Origin of the sequence: Zobellella taiwanensis, assembly GCF_003012795.1 — a bacterium.
Taxonomy (GTDB): Bacteria; Pseudomonadota; Gammaproteobacteria; order Enterobacterales; family Aeromonadaceae; genus Oceanimonas; species Oceanimonas taiwanensis.
The window spans coordinates 1-15,266 of the sequence record NZ_PXYH01000027.1 but is presented as its reverse complement, the minus strand read 5'-3'; the positions used below and the strand labels follow the sequence as shown (position 1 = coordinate 15,266).

16 protein-coding genes and 1 tRNA gene are annotated in these 15,266 nt (G+C 61.5%); 10 read left to right on the top strand and 7 right to left on the bottom strand.

Going from position 1 to position 15,266, the window contains the following annotated elements:
• Positions 1-98 precede the first annotated feature (98 nt).
• The 4 genes from C7I36_RS15375 (at position 99) to C7I36_RS15360 (ending at position 6,047) form a co-directional block, all read left to right on the top strand.
• The gene (locus tag C7I36_RS15375) at positions 99-998 is read left to right on the top strand and encodes a LysR family transcriptional regulator (RefSeq protein ID WP_106454570.1); all 900 of its coding nucleotides are present in this window, start codon (positions 99-101) and stop codon (positions 996-998) included.
• A 61-nt stretch (positions 999-1,059) separates the two neighbouring features.
• Complete coding sequence (locus C7I36_RS15370) at positions 1,060-2,196, top strand: MalY/PatB family protein (RefSeq protein WP_106454569.1); 1,137 nt, start codon at positions 1,060-1,062, stop codon at positions 2,194-2,196.
• Between the two features lie 165 nt (positions 2,197-2,361).
• Positions 2,362-3,345: a TAXI family TRAP transporter solute-binding subunit gene (locus tag C7I36_RS15365; RefSeq protein ID WP_106454568.1), complete on the top strand. Its 984-nt coding sequence runs from the start codon at positions 2,362-2,364 to the stop codon at positions 3,343-3,345.
• Positions 3,346-3,470: 125 nt separating this feature from the next.
• Complete coding sequence (locus C7I36_RS15360) at positions 3,471-6,047, top strand: TRAP transporter permease (protein WP_106454567.1); 2,577 nt, start codon at positions 3,471-3,473, stop codon at positions 6,045-6,047.
• A gap of 32 nt (positions 6,048-6,079) precedes the next feature.
• Here C7I36_RS15360 and C7I36_RS15355 read toward each other — a convergent pair whose 3' ends face one another.
• The 3 genes from C7I36_RS15355 to C7I36_RS15345 form a co-directional block, all read right to left on the bottom strand.
• A complete protein-coding gene (locus C7I36_RS15355) occupies positions 6,080-6,382 on the bottom strand; it encodes a monooxygenase (RefSeq protein WP_106454566.1) in 303 nt (100 codons plus the stop codon).
• Between the two features lie 125 nt (positions 6,383-6,507).
• Positions 6,508-6,598 (bottom strand) — tRNA-Ser (locus tag C7I36_RS15350).
• Between the two features lie 53 nt (positions 6,599-6,651).
• Complete coding sequence (locus tag C7I36_RS15345; RefSeq protein WP_106454565.1) at positions 6,652-6,852, bottom strand: hypothetical protein; 201 nt, start codon at positions 6,850-6,852, stop codon at positions 6,652-6,654.
• A 145-nt stretch (positions 6,853-6,997) separates the two neighbouring features.
• On the opposite strand from C7I36_RS15345, the gene C7I36_RS15340 reads away from it, so the two are divergent.
• A complete protein-coding gene (locus C7I36_RS15340; RefSeq protein WP_106454564.1) occupies positions 6,998-7,537 on the top strand; it encodes an HPP family protein in 540 nt (179 codons plus the stop codon).
• Positions 7,538-7,583: 46 nt separating this feature from the next.
• Here C7I36_RS15340 and C7I36_RS15335 read toward each other — a convergent pair whose 3' ends face one another.
• The 4 genes from C7I36_RS15335 to C7I36_RS15320 form a co-directional block, all read right to left on the bottom strand.
• Entirely contained in the window at positions 7,584-8,432 is an 849-nt protein-coding gene (locus C7I36_RS15335; RefSeq protein ID WP_106454563.1) for a hypothetical protein, read from the bottom strand.
• A 209-nt stretch (positions 8,433-8,641) separates the two neighbouring features.
• On the bottom strand, positions 8,642-9,667 hold the full coding sequence (astE, locus tag C7I36_RS15330; RefSeq protein WP_106454562.1) for a succinylglutamate desuccinylase: 1,026 nt from the start codon (positions 9,665-9,667) through the stop codon (positions 8,642-8,644).
• Between the two features lie 209 nt (positions 9,668-9,876).
• Entirely contained in the window at positions 9,877-11,517 is a 1,641-nt protein-coding gene (gene pgm / locus C7I36_RS15325) for a phosphoglucomutase (alpha-D-glucose-1,6-bisphosphate-dependent) (protein ID WP_106454561.1), read from the bottom strand.
• 19 nt (positions 11,518-11,536) lie between these two features.
• The gene (locus tag C7I36_RS15320) at positions 11,537-12,028 is read right to left on the bottom strand and encodes a replication initiation negative regulator SeqA (protein WP_181256411.1); all 492 of its coding nucleotides are present in this window, start codon (positions 12,026-12,028) and stop codon (positions 11,537-11,539) included.
• A 133-nt stretch (positions 12,029-12,161) separates the two neighbouring features.
• Between C7I36_RS15320 and C7I36_RS15315 the strand changes: the two genes are divergently transcribed.
• The 5 genes from C7I36_RS15315 to C7I36_RS15295 all read left to right on the top strand — a co-directional run bounded on the left by C7I36_RS15315 (position 12,162) and on the right by C7I36_RS15295 (position 15,085).
• Positions 12,162-12,935 carry an alpha/beta fold hydrolase gene (locus C7I36_RS15315; protein WP_106454559.1) on the top strand — a complete coding sequence of 258 codons (774 nt, stop codon included), beginning with the start codon at positions 12,162-12,164 and terminating at the stop codon, positions 12,933-12,935.
• Positions 12,936-12,991: 56 nt separating this feature from the next.
• Positions 12,992-13,213, top strand: a complete 222-nt coding sequence (locus tag C7I36_RS15310; protein ID WP_106454558.1) for a DUF2788 domain-containing protein — start codon at positions 12,992-12,994, stop codon at positions 13,211-13,213.
• A gap of 3 nt (positions 13,214-13,216) precedes the next feature.
• Positions 13,217-13,501, top strand: a complete 285-nt coding sequence (gene ybfE / locus C7I36_RS15305; protein WP_106454557.1) for a LexA regulated protein — start codon at positions 13,217-13,219, stop codon at positions 13,499-13,501.
• Between the two features lie 44 nt (positions 13,502-13,545).
• Complete coding sequence (fldA, locus tag C7I36_RS15300) at positions 13,546-14,073, top strand: flavodoxin FldA (protein WP_106454556.1); 528 nt, start codon at positions 13,546-13,548, stop codon at positions 14,071-14,073.
• Between the two features lie 106 nt (positions 14,074-14,179).
• Positions 14,180-15,085: a L,D-transpeptidase family protein gene (locus tag C7I36_RS15295; RefSeq protein ID WP_106454555.1), complete on the top strand. Its 906-nt coding sequence runs from the start codon at positions 14,180-14,182 to the stop codon at positions 15,083-15,085.
• Positions 15,086-15,266 lie beyond the last annotated feature (181 nt).

The following is a 15,266-nucleotide window of genomic DNA, read 5'->3' as shown; positions in this document are numbered from 1 at the left end:
CTGACAGCCATCCGGAAATCGTCTACAACTAGTCTTGTTACCCGCAACCCCGGGCCGGCATGGCCGGCCCCCGCGACCCAGGATGGACGGCAAAGGCCATGTATCGCCCCAAAAGCACAGTAGAACAATGGCGGATTTTTCAGGCGGTGGTCGACTGCGGCGGCTATGCCCAGGCGGCGGAAAAACTCAACAAGAGCCAGTCCTCGCTCAACCACGCCGTTGCCAAGCTGCAACAGGGCCTGGGCTTGTCCCTGCTCGAGGTGCGCGGCCGCAAGGCCTACCTCACCCGGGAAGGCGAGGTTTTTCTGCGCCGCTCGCGCAAGCTGACCCAGGACGTAGAAAGCCTGGAACGCCTGGCCGACGTCCTGGCCAGCGGCTGGGAGCCGGTGCTGCGCATCGTGGTCGAGGCCTCGCTGCCGCGCGGCCCCCTCTATCAGGCGCTGGCCGATTTCAGCCGCCAGTCGCGCGGCTGCAGTGTTCATCTTGTAGAAACCCAGCCCGCCGGCTGCCAGACGGTGATTGCCAAACAGGCCGCCGACCTGGTGTTTGCTTCCCGCGCCTATCCGGGCGTTACTTCCCTGCCCCTGGCCACTACCGTCTATGTGCCGGTGTGCGCGCCTTCCCATCCCCTGACCCGGCTGCGGGAGGTGGGCCAGCCGGATCTCGAGCGGGAGCTGGAGCTGATGCTGGCCGACGGCAGTGAACAGGACGAAGGCTGGGCCAGGGCCGAACAACGCTGGACCATCAACCACCTGCACGACGCGCTGTCACTGTTGCGCCGGGGCGTGGGCTTTGCCTGGCTGCCCCAGGAAGTGGTCGGCCCCCTGGTGAACAACGGCGTCCTGCAACGGTTGCCGATGGCCAATCAGGCGCTGCGCAAGCGCTTTACCCACCTTATCCTGCCGGCGTCGGCTCCCCCGGGACCGGCCGCCAGCCTGCTGCTGAGCCTGACCCGCCACTATTACGGCCAACAGGAAGGCACGGCGGGTCCGTCCTGAACCTTGCCAGTGCGGACCCGCTTCCTTATGCTGATGGGCCCGCACCTGATAAGGACCCCTCATGTTTGATTTTGATCAGTGGATAGACCGCCGCCCCACCCGGGCCCTGAAATGGCTGAAATACGAAGGCACCGACATCTTGCCGATGTGGGTCGCCGATACCGAGTTCAAGGCGCCGCCGGCGGTGATCGAGGCCCTCAGTGAACGGGTGGAGCACGGCATCTTCGGCTACAGCCGCCCGAGCCCGGCCCTGACCGAACTGATCATCGAGCGCCTGCGCGAGCGCTACGGCTGGTCCATTGAAGCCGACTGGCTGGTGTACATGCCCGGCGTGGTACCGGCGCTCAACCTGGCCTGCCAGACGTTCAGTGCGCCGGGTGCCCCCATACTGATGCCCAAGCCCATCTACTACCCTTTTCTGCACGCGCCGGGCTTCCATGGCCGCAAGGCCGCCCATGTCGAGATGGTGGAGCTGGATGGCCGCTGGCTGCTGGATCTGGAATCGCTCGAACGCCAGGCGGCCGACAGCGATCTGCTGCTGTTTTGCAACCCCCACAATCCCGGTGGCACCATCTACACCCGCGACGAGCTGCAAGCCATCAACGACATCGCCAAACGCCACAATCTGCTGGTGTGCTCCGATGAAATCCACTGCGATCTGCTGCTTGACGAGGGCAAATCCCATATCCCCTACGCCGCCCTGGACGAGGACGCCGCCCAGCGCAGCATCATACTGATGGCGCCGAGCAAAACCTTCAATATCGCCGGCCTGTGCTGTTCCTTCGCGGTGATCCCCAATGCCGAGCTGCGCACCCGCTTCACCCGTGCCGCCCGCGGCATCATGGCCGATGTCAACCTGCTCGGTTTCGTCGCCGCCGAGGCGGCCTACCGGGACGGCGAAGACTGGCTGCAGGCCCAGCTGGCCTACCTGCGTCAAAACCGGGACCTGCTGGTCGAGCGCCTGAACCGGGTCGAGGGCGTGAGGGTGCTGGCACCCGAGGCGACCTATCTGGCCTGGATCGATATCGAAGCCCTGGCGCTGGAGGATCCCATCGGCTTTTTCGAACAGGCCGGCGTGGGCCTGTCGCCCGGTGGCCAGTTTGGCGGCAGCAACTTCGTACGGTTGAACTTCGGCTGTCCCCGGGCCATGCTGGATGAGGCCCTGCACCGGATGATCAGCGCCATCCAGAACCGTTAACCTGCTCAAGGCCGGATTCAATCCGGCCTTTTTTTTGCCCCCAATATCCCTTCGGCATCCCCACTTATGCTCACTTCTTGTTATTTTTTTGCTATATTTTAGTGGCTTAGCTGTCAAACACCGTTTTTGACGATTGTTGAACACCCAAGACAAGGAAAAGGAACTATGTCGATGAAAAAGACCATAGGTAGCGCCGTGGCTGTCGTTGGTTTGGGCCTGGGGGCCGGTCTGCCGGCGGCCATGGCTGCCGAACAAACCTTTATCACCATTGGTACTGGGGGTGTCACCGGGGTGTATTATCCCACCGGCGGCGCCATTTGCCGCCTGGTCAACCAGGGCCGGGCCGAGCACGGCATCCGTTGCTCAGTCGAAAGCACCGGCGGCTCCGCCTACAACCTCAACTCCCTGCGTGCCGGCGAGCTGGAGGTGGGTGTCGCACAATCGGATCTCGAGTACCAGGCCTATCACGGCGAAGGTACCTTTGCGGAGCAGGGCAAGTTCGAGGATCTGCGCTCTGTCTTCGCCCTGCACGGCGAGGCACTGACCATAGTGGCGCGCAAGGACGCCAACATCACGACCTTCGAGGATCTCAAGGGCAAGCGGGTCAATATCGGCAACCCCGGCTCCGGCCAGCGGGACACCATGGAGGTGCTGTTGAAGGCCTACGGCTGGACCCACGACGACTTCAGCCTGGTCTCCGAGCTGCGCCCCGCCGAACACGGCCAGGCGCTGTGCGATAACCGTATCGATGCCTTCGTCTATGTGGTAGGCCATCCCAACGGCTCGATCAAGGAAGCCACTACCGCCTGCGAGGCCAACCTGGTGTCGGTCGGCGGCGAAGTGGTCGACAAGCTGGTGGCCGACAATGCCTATTACCGCTATATCACCATCCCCGGCGGCGAATACACCGGCGCCGACCAGGACGTGCAGACCTTTGGCGTGGGCGCCAACCTGGTGACCAGCGCCAAGGTGCCGGAGCCGGTGGTTTACGCCCTCACCAAGGCGGTATTCGAAAACTTCGATCAGTTCGTGCGTCTGCACCCGGCCTTTGGCAACCTGAAAAAAGAGCAGATGGTGCAAGACGGCCTGACCGCCCCCTTGCACGACGGCGCCCGCAAATATTTCCAGGAAGCTGGCCTGGTGGAATAAAGGCCAACCGACAATACGGTGGGGGGAGTCCCTCCCCCCTTGGAATATCGGCCATGGCCTGATGCGGGGCGGCCGGGTCCCGGCCCGGCCGCTCCCGCCGTTGCCGCCCCTTGGAGGAATCCTCGATGTCCAACCCACCCCCGGATCATACCCGCCAAGAGCTTGAAGACATGCTGGCCCAGGCGGATACCGGCGCCCGCCATCCCTCTGGCGCGGGACACTGGGTACTGCTGCTGGTTCCGCTCGCCTGGGCCCTGTTCCAGCTGTGGTACGTTTCGCCCCTGCCCTTTATGTTCAACATCGGTATTTTCAACGATACCGAAGCCAGGGCCATTCATCTGGCCTTTGCGGTCTTTCTTTCTTTTACCGCCTACCCGGCGCTGAAAAGCTCGCCCCGGGAGCGCATTCCCCTGGCCGACTGGCTGATGGCCCTGGTCGGCGCCTTCGCCGCCAGCTATCTGTTCCTGTTTTACCGGGAGCTGTCGAGCCGCCCCGGCCTGCCCATCATGCAGGATCTGGTGGTCGCCTGTATCGGCATGCTGTTGCTGCTCGAGGCGACCCGCCGAGCCCTGGGTCCACCGCTGATGGTGGTGGCGGCGGTTTTTCTGTTTTATACCTTTGCCGGCCCCTGGATGCCGGACGTCATTGCCCATAGGGGCGCCAGCCTCGCGCGCACCGTCACCCACCAGTGGCTGACCACCGAAGGGGTTTTTGGGGTGGCGCTGGGGGTGTCCACCTCCTTCGTGTTCATGTTCGTGCTGTTCGGCGCCCTGCTGGAGCGGGCCGGCGCCGGCAACTACTTCATCAAGGTCGCCTTTTCCCTGCTCGGCCACCTGCGCGGCGGCCCGGCCAAGGCGGCGGTGGTGTCCTCCGGTCTGTCCGGCCTGGTGTCCGGCTCCTCCATCGCCAACGTGGTGACCACAGGGACCTTCACCATACCGCTGATGAAGCGGGTCGGCTTTCCGGCCAGCAAGGCGGGCGCGGTGGAAGTGGCCGCCTCGACCAACGGCCAGCTTACCCCTCCGATCATGGGTGCCGCCGCCTTCCTGATGGTGGAGTACGTGGGCATTTCCTATATCGAGGTGATCAAGGCCGCCATCCTGCCGGCCCTCATCTCCTACGCCGCCCTGCTCTATATCGTCCACCTGGAAGCGGTCAAGGCCGGCATGCAGCCCCTGCAACGGCGCCGCCACACCAGCCTGGCGCAGCGCCTGCTCGGCTTTTTGGGTGTGCTGTCGGGACTGCTGCTGCTCTCGGCCGTCGTCTATTACGGCATCGGCTGGACCAAAACCCTGTTCGGCGCGGCGGCCACCTGGGTACTCAGCCTGCTGGCACTGCTGGCCTACATCGGCCTGGTGGCCTGGGCCGCCCGCCTGCCGGATCTGGAACTCGACGATCCCGACAACCCGGAAATCCATATGCCCGAGCCGGGCCCCACCTTTAAGTCGGGCATGTATTACCTGCTGCCGATAGTGGTACTGGTATGGTGCCTGACGGTGGAGCGGCTGTCGCCGGGGTTGTCCGCCTTCTGGGCCACCCTGTTCATGATGTTTATTGTGGTGACCCACAAACCGATGAAGGCTCTGTTCCGCCGCCACCGGAGCAGCGGCCTGCTGCGGGAAGGTTGGGACGATCTCTTCATGGGCCTGGTCACCGGCGCCCGCAACATGATCGGCATCGGGGTGGCCACCGCCGCCGCCGGCATAGTGGTCGGCACCGTCACCCTCACCGGCATCGGCCTGGTGATGACCGAGTTTGTGGAGTTCATCTCCGGCGGCAACCTGCTGCTGATGCTGATCTTCACCGCCGTGATCAGCCTGCTGCTGGGCATGGGGCTGCCCACCACCGCCAACTACATAGTAGTATCCACCCTGATGGCGCCGGTGATCGTCAACCTGGGGGCCCAGCACGGCCTGATCGTGCCGCTGATTGCGGTGCATCTGTTCGTGTTTTATTTCGGCATACTGGCAGACGACACGCCACCGGTAGGGCTGGCCGCCTTCGCCGCGGCGGCCATCGCCAAGTCGGACCCGATAAAAACCGGCCTGCAGGGATTCGCCTACGATATCCGCACCGCCATTCTGCCGTTTATGTTCATTTTCAACACCCAGTTGCTGCTGCTGGGGATAGACAGCTGGTGGGGCCTGTTGCTGACCATCCTCAGCGCCCTGGCCGCCATGCTGTTGTTTGCCGCTGCCACCCAGGGGTTCTGGCTGGTCAGAAGCCGCTGGTGGGAAACCCTGGCCCTGCTGCTGGTGGCCTTCACCCTGTTCCGCCCGGGCTTTTTCTGGGATCGCATGTTCCCGCCCATGGCAGAGTTCGAAGCCAGCCAGTGGCAACAGGTGGTGGCCGAGTTGCCCGCCAACGAGTCGATCATCCTGCAACTGGGCGGCACCAACCTGTTTGGCGAGCCGGTAAACAAGGTGGTCAAACTGGCCTTCGACGCCGGCCAGAGCAATGCCGAGGCGCGCCTGGCCAGCACCGGCATCAGTGGCCTGCGTGAGGAAGATGGCAAGGTGCTGATCGACCGCATCGACTTCGGCAGCCAGGCAGAACGCCTGGGGGTGGATTTCGATCTGGAGATCCTGGCCCTGCAGCGCCCGTCGGTACGCCCCCCCAAGGAATGGATGTTCGTGCCGGCCATCGGGCTGGCCCTGCTGGTTGCCTGGCGGCAACGCCGGCGCCAGGGCGCGCCAGCCTGAATTCCCAGCCGGCCTTCCGGCCGGCTTGTGGTTTATACCGGCCCGTGATCGATGGCGGTCAGGGCCGGGTTAACGCCGAACACCTTGGCGTTGATGCCGGTGACGCCAAACCCTTCCAGACGACGGCGGTGTTTGTCCAGGTATTGCCGCGCGCTGGCCTCGTCTTCGAACAGATAAATGCCGCCCGCCTCGCCCGCGGCCGGATTTTCGGTCCAGATTTTCCAGACAAGACCCGGCTCCAGGGCTATCGATTCGGCCAGTTCGGCCATGGCGGCGGACATTTCGGAACCATATGGCCCTGAATAGGGAAAGTCTATCTGCAGTAATGTTTTCATTCCGGCTCCCGGGAGGTAAATAAGAAAATACTGAATTTACCCTCGCCAGGCCGATTCGGCAACCGGCCGGCACTACCCTGCGGACATAAAAAACCCGGGACACTGAGGTGTCCCGGGCGTTGTTCTGGCGGAGGAGGTGGGATTTGAACCCACGGTGGGCTATTAACCCACGCCGGTTTTCAAGACCGGTGCATTCAACCACTCTGCCACCCCTCCGGACAGCGCGCATCATACTCCCGGCCGCTTGTCCTTGTAAAGGGGACTGGCACTCAATTGCTTTCCAAATCATCACTTTGCGGATTTCCCTCGGTCCCGCCAGGGGACGCAGGGCGGAAATAATCTCGCAGAAAGATTTCATCGAGGGGCGCAAGGTCAAAACGGCGGCAGGCCTCGGCAATATGGCCGGCGTCGATGGCAGGTTGTTGCAACAGCCAGTGCAGCGCCTTGCGCAGGCCTTCGTGCTGGTTCATGGAGAAGGTCCCGTTACCTGATGCTATAAGTTATACGCTTTTTGCATCAGCCCCGCCTTTAATTTTTTATGCATTATGAATACAATTTAACCCGCTGCTTTATAACCACACATAATAAAAACGTCACACTGCCAACGAGGTCTCCATGCATTTAAAACACCGCCTGCGCGATGCCACCTTCGCCGGCCTGGCCGCCTTCGTCGCCGTCCTGTGCCTGAGCTACCTGAAAAGCTGGGCCCATTTCATGGTGCTGAGCGCCCCCCTGGGCGCCACCCTGGTACTGCTGTTGCTGCTGCCATCCGCTCCCCTGTCGCGGCCCAAGCATGTGATTTTCGGCCATCTGCTGACCACCAGCCTGGCGGTCGCGGGACTGGAGCTGATGCCCGATCCCGTGCTGGGCCTGGCCACCTGTTTCGGCCTCGGCATTACCCTGATGGTACTGACCGACACCCTGCATCCCCCGGCCGGTGCCAACCCCATACTGATTTATCTCTCCGGCGCCCATCTGCCGCCCATGGACTTCATCCTGCCGACCCTGGCAGGCACCTTGTTCATGGTCGGTTTCGCCAGCCTCTACCACAGGGCCTTCACTCATCGCCGTTATCCTTTCGGTCCCAAGATCGCTCCCAAGGAGCCTGCCCGCGGCCAGGCGGCCTCCACCGATACCCGCCCGGCCACCGACTGAGATCAAAAAAGGGAGCCCAGCTCCCTTTGCGCTGTTTATGTCCGGGTCAGAAGTGCCATTCCAGCTGGAAAGTCGGGGCATCGGTATCAATGCCATCCATCCCCTGGTTACCAAACTTGTTGCGCCAGTATTCATACCCCACACCGGCCCAGAGGGTGTTGCTCTTGTTGAAGGCCAACTGGCCCACATCGAACATCAGTGATGGACGAGCCAGGATTTCATAGTCTGTACCCAGTCCCTTGGGAGTGTTGTAGTTAATAAAGCCCTGGAACTTCATGGGTACGGGCCCTGCCTGGAAGGGCAGCCCCCATGCCAGGTTATAAATAGTGTAATCGTTGAAGGTAATGTCTTTTTCGCCGGCGGGTTTGAAGCCGTTGCGGTTACGCTCATGTGTATACAGCACACTGAAATCCAGGAACCCCTTGGGCACATCAAATTTCAGTGTTGGCCCTACCACCAGCATCTGCTTGCGCGGACCAAAATCAGTATTTTTGGTATTCAGATCAAAACCGGCCGTCAGGGCGACTTCCTTGACCGGCCCAAAACTCAGATTGGTGTCGAACACCTTGCCCAGGTGCAGTTGGTGGCGATAAGACAAGTAAGCCTCCGTCGCTCCATCGCCCTCTCCCGGCGCATCGCCCTTGGCGGGATCGTTTTCGTCCGACTGCAGGATATCCAGGTTAAAGAAGTTCTGGCCATAGCTGTACCCACTGGCATGGGTCAGTTGAAGAATATGCTTTTCCACATCTTTCTTGTTGCCCGGCTCGGTAAACTGGGTGCCGTAGCGATAGCCGATATAGGTATCAGACCAGGTGGCGGCGCTCAGGGAAGGCGCCGCACAAACGGCCAGGGCCAGGGTGGACAGGGTAAAAATGCGCTTGCAGGTGTGCTTCATAACCGTGATTCCCTCACATGGTTGAACGTCATCGCGTCCTGATTGATGAACACAAAAAAGTTTTCTTATGTGTTTATTGGCTTTGTTTTTTAAGCACAAAAATGATTACATAAAAACACACCAAAGATCTACATTTTGTTTACAAAAAATCCATAACATAAAAAACCGCCACCCTGACAGGATGGCGGTTTTACGCAAGTCTGGCGGGATCAGGCCAGCTGTTCGGGCTTCAGCTCAACTGGAGCCACCATCAGCGCGGCCCGGTGGCCGTTGGCCACACCGGCATTGGGAAACACCACCGCCTCCTCCGGCTGCACCGCAAACCAACGATGTTCACCGTCCTCGGCCAACAGGGTCCCGGCCTTGAAGGCGGTGAAGTTGGGTACCTCGTCGGAAAAATGAAAACAAAATTGTTCACTGTGCCTGGTGATTTCCTGGCACACCTGAAACACCCTGAGTTGCGCCGGCGCCACCGGCTCCGCCTGCCAGCCCGGCTCGGACACCAGGGAGGCCAAACACTGCTCCATGGCGGCAAAACGGCGGGCGTCGTTATGGCCAAAGGGCATCACCTTGCCCAGCTCCACGGTAAAGGCATGGGCCTTGAAGCGGTGGGCACTGAAGTAGCTGAAGGTCGTGGTCGGGCCATCGGCAAGCAGTATGGTGTCGACCCCTGCCTGGTTCAGCAGCGCCAGCTGGCTCAGGCTGTAGGGCGCGCCGTGGGTGAAGGGGTAGATGGCGAATTTTTCGAAGCGTGAAGGACGGATGGCGGTGTGCAGATCATAGTGCAGGCGCTCCGTTTGGTCCCGGGCGGAAAAAAAACGCTCCACATACCCTTCCAGGGCGGCGGCCCGCTGCCGCTCCCGGCTGTGGCGCTCTCCCCGGGCGTGGGCGCCTGAAAACAGCCGGTTGAGGTTTTCCTCCACTTCCCTGACGCCCAGGTCTATCGCCGCCGGATTACCGAAAATCAGTAACACTCGCTGCCGGCAAGGCCGCTCGCCGGCGACCAGCGCTCGCAGCAACCGTTCGCACAGCTCTATCGGTGCCGTTTCGTTGCCATGAATACCACAGGAGATCACCAGATCCCGCTCCGCGGGTGCGCTCGGCTCGATGCACAAGACCCCGGTATCCCAGACCTCGGCCCGGCTGCCGTCGGGCAGCCCCTCGCTGAAGGGATCCAGGTGCCAGGGGGACTGCCTGCTGAGGGCCAGAAAATCGCTGAGCCGGCTTCCGTTCACATATACCTCCAATAATCCGCATCGTTACAAAATATAACATGGTGATAAAACATGATTTCAGCATCAATGTCTACATGCACCTCGGAGACAGGGGCCGGGGCCGGCATTACAGCATGCAAAAATACGCAGGATAAACGGCACTTGATGCAATCAGGGGCCCTTGGGGCCCCTGATTATGCAATCTGATCTCAAGAAAAAAATCAGGCGTGTCAGACACCGGCTCGGGCAAAGACATCGTCCACCAGTTGTCGGGCTTCGTCGATCAGCCATTCCAGATGGGTCTGGTCCCGGAAACTCTCGGCGTAGATTTTGTACACCGCTTCGGTCCCGCTCGGACGGGCGGCGAACCAGCCCTGGCCGGTCACCACCTTGAGCCCGCCGATGGCCGCATCGTTGCCGGGGGCCCGGGTCAGCTTGGCCACGATGGCATCGCCGGCCAGGGTATCGGCCTGTACATCCTCCGCCTCCAGGCCAGCCAGTACCTGTTTCTGGGCCAGGGTGGCGGGAGCATCCAGCCGGCGGTACACCGGCCGGCCAAGCTCCCGGGTCAGCCGCGCGTAATACTGGTGGGGCGTAAGCCCGGTTACCGCCAGGATTTCCGCCGCCAGCAGCGAGGGAATGAACCCGTCCTTGTCGGTGGTCCAGACCCGGCCGTCCCTGCGCAGAAAGGAAGCACCTGCGCTTTCTTCCCCAACAAAGCCCAGCCGCCCCTCGATCAGCGCAGAAACATACCATTTAAAGCCCACCGGCACCTCCATCAGCGGGCGCGCCAACTGCTGCGCGACCCTGTCGATGATGGAAGAGGATACCAGCGTCTTGCCGATGGCCAGCTCCCGTGGCCAACCGGGCCTGTGGGTAAAGAGATAATGAATGCACACCGCCAGGTAATGGTTGGGATTGAGCAAGCCTTCCGTGTCGATGATGCCGTGGCGGTCATAATCCGGATCCTGGCCGCAGGCGATATCGAACTGATCCTTAAGCGCCAGCAGCCCGGCCATGCAACTCGGACTGGAGCAGTCCATGCGGATCTGGCCGTCGTGATCCAGAGTCATGAAGGCAAAGGTCGGATCCTGGCGCGGGTTCACTACCGTGATGTCCAGGCCGTAACGCTCGGCAATGGCGGGCCAGTAGGCCAGGCCGGCGCCCCCCAGGGGATCGATACCGATGCGGATACCGGCCTTGCGGATGGCGGCCATGTCGATCACCTCCTCAAGCTCGGCCACATAGGGGGTGATGTAATCGTGCAACACGGCCTGGGCCAGGGCGTCGGCAAAAGGCAATCGGCGGATAGGGGCACTGTCGGCCAGCAACTGGTTGGCCCGACGCTGGATCCAGCCGGTCGCCTCGGTGCCGGCCGGGCCGCCATCGGGCCCGTTATATTTGATGCCGCCATCACGGGGCGGATTATGGGAGGGGGTGATGACGATACCATCGGCCTGCGCCGCCGGATGGCGACGATTGTGGCCGATGATGGCATGGGACACCACCGGTGTCGGGGTATAACCCCTCTCCTGCTGCACCCTCACCTCCAGCCCGTTAGCCACCAGGACTTCCAGGGCCGCGCCCCAGGCTGCCTCGGACAGGGCATGGGTATCCATTGCCAGAAAGAGGGGACCGCACAGCCCCTGTTGCTGCCGGTACTCCGCTACTGCCTGGCAGATGGCGTGGATATGTCCCTGATTGAAGCTGGCATCGAGAGCACAGCCGCGATGGCCCGAGGTACCAAAGGAAACCTGCTGGCCAGGCTGGGAGGGATCTGGCCTGAGCTGGTAAAAGGCGGCCATCAAACGGGGAATATTGACCAGGTCGCCGGGCTGCGCCGGCGTACCTGCCCTGGGGTGCATGCTCATGGTTCCATCCTGTGATGCTTCAGATGCTCTGGCTGACGCGCTCGATAAGGCCGTGGGGATAACCCATTGCCGCCATCAATTGGGCGATGATGTTACGCTTGCGTCCGGTGTTGGTATTGGTGATGACCCAGTAGGGACTGCCTTCGATGGCCTTGGGCTTGGTGGTGTTGCCCGCGGCCAGCAGGGCTGCTTCCGAGTCGGCAAAATAGATGCGCTTGCGGCCCTTGATATCCGAGGCCTGGGCAAAGCCGGCGGGATTTTCCCGATAGAGCACAGACAGTATGTGCATGAAGCGATCGATGGCGGATTCCTGCTCCGCCAGTTCGTTGGCGGCCAGCATCTGGCTGATGCCCTGGCCGGCGGCGGGCGGCGGCGTTATCGCCCTCGCGGCCTGCGCCTGGGTATCCAGTTTCAGCAGGCGACGCAGGATATCCGAGGCGCTTTCACCGATATGCCGGGTATTACTGGCGATATAACGATAAAGCTCTTCATCTACCTCAATGGTTTTCATCATGTTTTCTGGCATATCCACTCCCAATGAAGGGCTCCGATTATACATGCCGCCCGCGTCCGGCCCAAGCGGGTTGCGCCCCGCACCGGCTCGGGCAACAATATCGGCCCCTTATCCACAGCCGGAAAGCAAGATGCAGCTCAATTACCGCCGCCAGGGCCGGGGCAGTCCCGTCATTCTGATCCATGGCCTGTTCGGCAGCCTGGACAACCTCAACGGACTTAACAAGGCGCTGAGCGAACATTTCGAGGTGATTGCCGTAGACGTGCGCAACCACGGCCTGTCGCCACGCAGCCCGCAGATGGATTACCCGGCCATGGCCGGCGATATCCTCGCGCTGGCGGACAGCCTGGCGCTGGAACGGCCGGTCCTGGTAGGCCACTCCATGGGCGGCAAGATAGCCATGATGGCCGCCGGCCTTGCACCCGGGCGCCTGGGCGGCCTGGTGGTGGCCGATATCGCGCCGGTCGCCTACCAACAAGCCAGGCATCGGGAAGTATTTCGCGGCCTGCAGGCGGTTATCGACGCCGGCTGTACCACCCGCCGGCAAGCGGAGGCCGTGCTGGCCGAAGAAGTCAGCATGGCCGGCGTACGCCAGTTTCTGCTCAAGTCCTTCATCGCCGACGGTGCCGGCGAGGGACCCTGGCGGTTCAACGTCCCGGCACTGTACCAGGCCTATCCGGATATCATGGGCTGGCCTGGGCTCGACACCCCCTATGAAGGGCCCACCCTGTTCATCAAGGGCGGCGACTCCGATTATCTGCTGGCCGAGCACCAGCCCCGGGTGGTGGCCCAGTTCCCCCGCGCCCGCGCCCGGGTCATAGCGGGTACGGGACACTGGCTGCATGCGGAAAAACCCCTGTTGTTCAATCGCCTGGTGCTGGATTTCCTGGCCGAGGTCAGTTAACAGGCTCAAATCCTTTATGATATAGTTGCGCCCAATCTCAACGGTCGGGCAACAAGATGTCATTGGAACAAATCGAGCTGCTGGAAAGCATGGGCCTCAAGCTGTTTTTCGTGGCCATATTTCTGCTGATCGGGCTGGCAATTCAGGATGTGCTCAAACGGGGCAATGTCCCCCGTTTCGGTCGCTTCATCGTCTGGCTGGTCCTGTTCCTCGGTTGCGCCGGCTTTATCGCCAAGGGCATCATCGAAGCCGCCTGGGAAGGAGGCGGTCTGGGTTGAACCATGGCCAAGCAGGATGCAGACAGAACCACGCTGGACTTGTTCGCTGACGAACGCCGGCCCGGCAGGCCGAGAACCAATCCCCTGCCCCGCCAGGCTCAACTCAGGCTCAACAAGCGCAACCAGCTCAGGCGCGACCGCGAACGCGGCCTCAAGCGCATCGAGCTGAAAGTGGATGAACGGCTGTTCAGCAAACTCAATGTCCTGGCCGACGAGCGGCGCCTGAGCCGCGCCGAGCTGATCCAGACGTTGCTGTTGCAGCAACTGGAACAGCTTGAGTCCAAGTAACACCAGGGTCCGATAAATACATTTTCAACAGGTACGGCATAATTATGGCAAGTGTAGGTCTGTTTTTTGGAAGTGATACCGGCAATACCGAAGCCGTGGCAAAGATGATCCAGAAAGAGCTGGGCAAACATCTTATCGAGGTGCACGACATCGCCAAAAGCACCAAGGAAGACATCGCCGGCTTTGACCTGCTCATCCTGGGCATACCCACCTGGTATTACGGCGAGTCCCAGGCCGACTGGGACGATTTCTTCCCGGAGCTGGAGCAAATCGACTTCAACGACAAGCTGGTGGCCATTTTCGGCTGCGGTGACCAGGAAGACTACGCCGAGTACTTCCTCGACGCCATGGGCACACTGCGCGACATCATAGAGCCCAAGGGCGCCATCATCATTGGCCATTGGCCGACCGAGGGCTACGACTTCGAGGCCTCGCGCGCCCTGGTGGATGACGCCCATTTTGTCGGCTTGGGTATTGATGAAGACCGCCAGCCCGAACTGACCCAGGACAGGGTCAAGGGCTGGTGCAAACAGCTTTATGAAGAAATGTGCCTGAAAGAGCTGGAATCTTAATCCTGCTGCCAGGGTCTAATTGGGGATGCGGACAAGCGCATCCCTTTTTTGTATGGCCGAACCCCGGCCCGGATCACCCCGAACGAGAGTCAAAGAGAAACCGAAGATGAACATCCTGAGAGCCTTACTGCTGGTCCTGCTGCTGCCGGCCTCCCTGGCCCAGGCCAGAATCGCCCCCCTGCCCCTGCCCGAGGACAAAGGTCAGCCGGTCGGCCAAATCCTGGTGCACACCGCCCAGGAGGGCGACACCCTGGCCGCCATCGCCCGCGAATACGGCATCAGCCCCATACTGATCATGGCTGCCAATCCGGAGCAGGATCTGCTGCTGCTGCAACCGGGGGAGCGGGTAATCATCCCCAACCAACTGCTGCTGCCCAGGGCACAGACCCAGGGGATCGTTATCAATCTGGCCGAGCTGCGCCTTTATTACTACCCGGAAACCGGCAACGAGGTCTATGTTTTCCCCATCGGCATCGGCCGGGTTGGACGCGCCACCCCCGAGATGATCACCCGCATCAGTGAAATGCGCAAACACCCGACCTGGACACCGACCGCCAACACCCGCAGGGAATATGCCGCCAAGGGGATCCCGCTGCCGGCCGTGGTACCCGCCGGCCCCGACAACCCCCTTGGGGACTACGCCATGCGGCTGGCCTATGGCAGCGGCGAGTACCTGATCCACGGCACCAACGATCCCCTGGACGTGGGCCTGCGCTCCAGTGCAGGCTGCATTCGTATGTATCCGGAGCATGTCGAATGGCTGTTCGCCCAGGTCAATAACGGCACCCAGGTGCAAATCGTCAACCAGGCCCTCAAGGTCAGCACCGATCAATACGGACAAACCTTTGTCGAAGCGCATGAGCCGCTGACCCCGGAAGGCCTGGCTGACACCCGTCCGCTGGACATGACGCCGTTGATGCCCCTGCTCGAGCAGGGTGTCGACGCCAGTACGGTAGAGCAGGTGATCCAGCAACAACAGGGATTGCCCCAGTTGGTCGGTCAACTGTACTGATGGTGTCCACCCGGAGCCCTGCTCCGGGTCTTGCGCCGGAGTAGGGCGGCAATAATCGAGTAGGGTGAGGCGTTACCGCCTCATCCCTCTCACAGAACCGTACATACGGGCCACGTATACGGCTCATGCCATTAACTTACCCCGAACTCGGGGACAGTGATGCCGGTTTTGACCTTCGCAA

Bases quoted from the DNA above. Each gene is read 5' to 3' on its own strand.
- C7I36_RS15335 (WP_106454563.1), bottom strand. From the start codon at position 8,432: ATGAAGCACACCTGCAAGCGCATTTTTACCCTGTCCACCCTGGCCCTG.
- C7I36_RS15370 (WP_106454569.1), top strand. From the start codon at position 1,060: ATGTTTGATTTTGATCAGTGGATAGACCGCCGCCCCACCCGGGCCCTG.
- C7I36_RS15340 (WP_106454564.1), top strand. From the start codon at position 6,998: ATGCATTTAAAACACCGCCTGCGCGATGCCACCTTCGCCGGCCTGGCC.
- C7I36_RS15295 (WP_106454555.1), top strand. From the start codon at position 14,180: ATGAACATCCTGAGAGCCTTACTGCTGGTCCTGCTGCTGCCGGCCTCC.
- C7I36_RS15320 (WP_181256411.1), bottom strand. From the start codon at position 12,028: ATGAAAACCATTGAGGTAGATGAAGAGCTTTATCGTTATATCGCCAGT.
- C7I36_RS15375 (WP_106454570.1), top strand. From the start codon at position 99: ATGTATCGCCCCAAAAGCACAGTAGAACAATGGCGGATTTTTCAGGCG.
- C7I36_RS15355 (WP_106454566.1), bottom strand. From the start codon at position 6,382: ATGAAAACATTACTGCAGATAGACTTTCCCTATTCAGGGCCATATGGT.
- pgm (WP_106454561.1), bottom strand. From the start codon at position 11,517: ATGAGCATGCACCCCAGGGCAGGTACGCCGGCGCAGCCCGGCGACCTG.
- C7I36_RS15315 (WP_106454559.1), top strand. From the start codon at position 12,162: ATGCAGCTCAATTACCGCCGCCAGGGCCGGGGCAGTCCCGTCATTCTG.
- ybfE (WP_106454557.1), top strand. From the start codon at position 13,217: ATGGCCAAGCAGGATGCAGACAGAACCACGCTGGACTTGTTCGCTGAC.
- fldA (WP_106454556.1), top strand. From the start codon at position 13,546: ATGGCAAGTGTAGGTCTGTTTTTTGGAAGTGATACCGGCAATACCGAA.
- C7I36_RS15310 (WP_106454558.1), top strand. From the start codon at position 12,992: ATGTCATTGGAACAAATCGAGCTGCTGGAAAGCATGGGCCTCAAGCTG.
- C7I36_RS15365 (WP_106454568.1), top strand. From the start codon at position 2,362: ATGTCGATGAAAAAGACCATAGGTAGCGCCGTGGCTGTCGTTGGTTTG.
- C7I36_RS15360 (WP_106454567.1), top strand. From the start codon at position 3,471: ATGTCCAACCCACCCCCGGATCATACCCGCCAAGAGCTTGAAGACATG.
- C7I36_RS15345 (WP_106454565.1), bottom strand. From the start codon at position 6,852: ATGAACCAGCACGAAGGCCTGCGCAAGGCGCTGCACTGGCTGTTGCAA.